The organism is Mycobacterium sp. (assembly GCF_044342925.1).
In the GTDB taxonomy this organism is placed as follows: domain Bacteria; phylum Actinomycetota; class Actinomycetes; order Mycobacteriales; family Mycobacteriaceae; genus Mycobacterium.
On sequence record NZ_JBIIOV010000233.1, the window covers coordinates 1 to 3,773 of the forward strand.

General features: G+C 68.3%; 3 protein-coding genes and 1 pseudogene. All 4 read right to left on the reverse strand.

Going from position 1 to position 3,773, the window contains the following annotated elements; translation table 11 throughout:
* A pseudogene (locus tag ADBZ6I_RS16540) lies at positions 1-1,034 on the reverse strand (hypothetical protein); the annotation flags it as partial.
* Positions 1,035-1,920: 886 nt separating this feature from the next.
* Positions 1,921-3,024 (reverse strand): transporter substrate-binding domain-containing protein, encoded by a 1,104-nt coding sequence (locus tag ADBZ6I_RS16545; protein WP_526385763.1) that lies wholly within the window; start codon positions 3,022-3,024, stop codon positions 1,921-1,923.
* 243 nt (positions 3,025-3,267) lie between these two features.
* Complete coding sequence (locus tag ADBZ6I_RS16550; RefSeq protein ID WP_526385765.1) at positions 3,268-3,525, reverse strand: HPr family phosphocarrier protein; 258 nt, start codon at positions 3,523-3,525, stop codon at positions 3,268-3,270.
* A 57-nt stretch (positions 3,526-3,582) separates the two neighbouring features.
* A partial coding sequence (locus ADBZ6I_RS16555) for a hypothetical protein (RefSeq protein WP_526385767.1) occupies positions 3,583-3,773 on the reverse strand: 191 nt, incomplete at its 5' end.

Consider the following 3,773-nt stretch of genomic DNA (forward strand, 5'->3'; position numbering starts at 1 on the left):
CCGCCGGCCCCGGCGGCCCCGCCGGCCTGACCGTCGTCGCCCGTCGCGCCGGCCCCGCCGCGACCGCCATCTCCAGCTGCGCCGCCCTGCCCGCCGTTGCCGCCGCGACCCGCAACCGGGCCGCCCTTGCCGCCTTTGCCGCCCGCACCGCCGTCGCCGCCCCGTCCGCCGGCAGTTCCCGAGGCACCCGGCGTCGACCCGTCGACGCCCGGCGCGCCGTCAGCACCGCGGCCGCCGCGTCCGCCGTTGCCGCCGTTGCCGACCAGCCCTGGCGCGTCACCGCCGTCGCCACCTACGCCGCCCGCTTCACCGGGCAACACACCATCGGCGCCGTTGCCGCCGTTGCCGCCGTTTCCGCCGAGCCCGCCAGCCGCACCGCCCGCGCCGGCGACGCCGTAAGTCACGGCGACCGCCTGCGTCGCGCCGGCGGGGCCAGGGCTGTACACCACGACCGCGGCCGCATTGCCGCCGCTGCCACCGTTGCCGAACAACAGGCCGGCCCGGCCGCCGTCGCCGCCCGCGCCGCTGCTGACGTAGGCCACCCCGGCGCCGCCGGCTCCACCGTCACCGAAAAGCCAACCCGCGGCGCCTCCCCTGCCGCCGTTGGCGCCGCTGCCGCCGTCGCCCCAGAGCAAACCGGCGTTACCGCCGTTGCACGAGCCGGTGGGGCAATCCGTCACCCCGCGGTAGCTGTACCCGTCGCCGAACAGCAGGCCCGCGTTCGGGTTGTCCTTCGTTCCGTCGCCGATGAACAGCCGCACCAAGCCGCCCAGCGGATCGGATGCGACCGCCGACGCGTTCGGAGCGGGCAGTTCACCACCGCCCGTTCCCGCATCTGGAGTGAATGGTTCACCAGTGCTCACGGTCGCCGCAGGGGCCGCGGTGCGCGAGCCACCCTCCAACTCGCGGCGGGTGAAGGCAGCCGCCGTCCACATCAACGGGGCGGCCGCTGGAGCATCGCCACTACCGCCGGTGGTCAACCACGACAACAGATCTGGGCCCACCGCGTCGACCGCGCCTCGGCGCGCCGCCATCCGGGCCGTTGTCATCACCGGGCCAGAAGCCCGCTGCGGGGTTGCGGCCAGGGAACCGGAGGCCGCCTCCTGCGGCGGGCTGCTTGCTTCCAGAGGCCCGCTGTCCACCGGTGTGGCAGCCGGCTCGCCGGCACCTAACTTGGCAACCTCGGCATCGGACGGCTCCGCCGGGGCGGTTTCGGGGTCCGCGGGCTGCGTCGGTGTGGTTTCCCGGGGCGGTTTGACCGCATCGTCGTCGGCAGAGTTGGCGGTTCTTCCCCGGCGGTGCCGTGGTTGCGGGGGGCTTTCGTCCGCAGATCCCCGACTCGCGCCCGAACGCGTCGGGCGCGTGACGATCTGACCGCCGATTTTCGGCGCACGGCGGCTCTCGGAGGCAGCTGCCTCGTCAGGTCTCGTGGTGGCAACGTCGACGTCAGCGACGCTTCCGGTGGCATCCGACGAGCCCGTCGAACCTCCGGAGCCGTCGGTTTCCGCGTACGCGACGGGTAGTGAGGCAATGCCCATGCCCACTCCGAGGGCGACGGCGAGGGCGCCGACGCGGCCGACGTAACCGGAGTGTTTTCCTGTCGCCGGTGCGGACGACGTCACACCACGGCGGATACTTCTGTTCCCGTCCGTTGTGGTGCGCATCACCGAACCTCCGGGGCGTTAAGGCCGTCGCACTGAAGAGAGGCGTTAAGGCCGTTGCATTGAAGAGCATGGCACACCGGGGCACACCAGCAAGTGGGATGTAGTAGCGATCATAGGACCAGCCAGCGCTCTGACTTGCCGTGCCCCGGGGTGCGACGCCTCGCTCGGCAGATGGGGTTGGCGGCCTTTCACGGCGTAACTAGTCCATGAGAGAGAACGAGAAACCAAGGGCGATGCGCCCCCCGGAACGACCGGTTTAGCTGTCTTCCTCTCCGAACCACTTCTGCTTGATCCTGTAGTACGTGCCGTCCTCGCGCATGGACAGCAGATCGGCGTCGACCACCTTTCGGAGATCGCTGCCGTTGCGGAAGGCGATTCCGTACTCCTCGGGTCGAAGAATCGGGCCGACGAGTTCCACCGAGCCGCCCGACTCGTTGACGTAGTAGCTCAACACCGGGGCGTCGTAGACCACCGCTTCGTACCGTTCGTCGTCCAGGCCCGCGTAGCACTCGTCGATGGTCTTCACGCCGTTGAACTCGACGTTGTAGCGCTTCAGCGCCGTGGCCGACGTGGTCTCGGCGACGGTGCAGACCTTCTTGCCGACGAGGTCCGACGGGGACTTGATCTGAGCGTCGAATTTCTTCACGGTGATGTTCGCGGTCAGCGTGGCGGTGTAGTAGGCGATGAAGAGAATGCAGGTGAATCCCCAGATGATGGCCATGATCCGGGTCGCGGAGGCGTGGGGTGAATCATCCGCCGCACCGGCCATCGAACCGATCCCCCACCGGAACGACTGGAAGATTCCGGGGAAGTAGGACCTCGACACCATCGACTCGGGATGCCGGCGCTCCAACAGCCAGGTCACATGCGCCGGGATCAGGGTGAGGATGACCGCCGCGATCAACCAGACCAGCACGGTCTTGGAGAACAGCAGCTTGATGAAGTCCATGATGCCCGGGGAGGACGGCTTGTTGGCCCCCACCGGCACCATGATCTGCGGCCCGCCGCTCATGAACGGCTGAGAGAAGTCGAATTTCTCGGCACGGTCAGAGGTGATCGAAATGGCCGCCGCCGCGGCGTCGGCCTTGCCCGCGTCGACGGCTTTCAACATCTCAGCGACGGAGGTGTACTCGATGTAATTGATTTGCCAGCCGGCGCGCTTGGCGATTTCTTCCACGATGTCGATGGTGAAGCCCGACTTCAGATTGCCGTCCGTCATGACGAACGGCGCGATGTTGTTGCGGGTGGCCACCGTGACGGTGCGCTGCTCGGCACCCGCCGAGGGCACGAAGAAGGGGATGCCGCCGACTAAGGCGATCAGCCACACCACGATTGCGAACGAGCGAAGTCGGCCCATCATGCACAGGGACTGTACAGACCATCTCGCCTTTCCGCAGATGAACGGCATAGCTGCCGGCGGGAACGTCTAACAGCGAAAACGGTTTCCGCCCTAAGGATTACGTGAGATCACCGTACCTGTTTTTCGCGCATTACCCAGCGGGTGAGTTCAGAACTCCCGACGGAGCGGGCGGCCCGACACGTGTGGCCCCCGGGCGGCGTCTGCCGGCCGGCGGCCACCTTGAGTCGCCACGGGTCCGTAGAGCTAGGCGTCGAGGTCCTGCTCCACCAGCTCGGCGATCGCGGTGACCACGGCGTCGTCGTCGGCGGTGACCGTGACCGATGCGCCGTTGGCGGCACCCAGGGTCATGATCATCAGGGCTGAACCGGCGTCCACCGGCTCGCCGCCGTCCAGCGCCAGAGTCACCGGGACACCGGCGTTGACGACGGCCTCGGAGATGATCGCCGCGGGGCGGGCGTGCAGTCCGACCGAAGAACCGACGATGACGGTCTTACTGGGCATGGGTGGGGGCTCCTTATGTTGGTCTGCCGAACGTCAAGGTGATGTTTACTCGATCTTTCACGCCGCTACGGCGGTTTCCGCGGAGGTCGTGCCGGGTCGCACACCGGTCAATTGCTTCGCCGCGATCACCGCGACCGCGGCGACCACAGTGCCCGCGACCAGGGCCACCAGGAACCAGGCCAGCTTGCCGATGGCGAAGAACACGAAGATGCCGCCGTGCGGCGCCTTCAGGGTCACGTCGAACGCCA

Coding starts and splice junctions, on each gene's coding strand:
- ADBZ6I_RS16545 (WP_526385763.1), bottom strand. CDS start 3,024: ATGATGGGCCGACTTCGCTCGTTCGCAATCGTGGTGTGGCTGATCGCC.
- ADBZ6I_RS16550 (WP_526385765.1), bottom strand. CDS start 3,525: ATGCCCAGTAAGACCGTCATCGTCGGTTCTTCGGTCGGACTGCACGCC.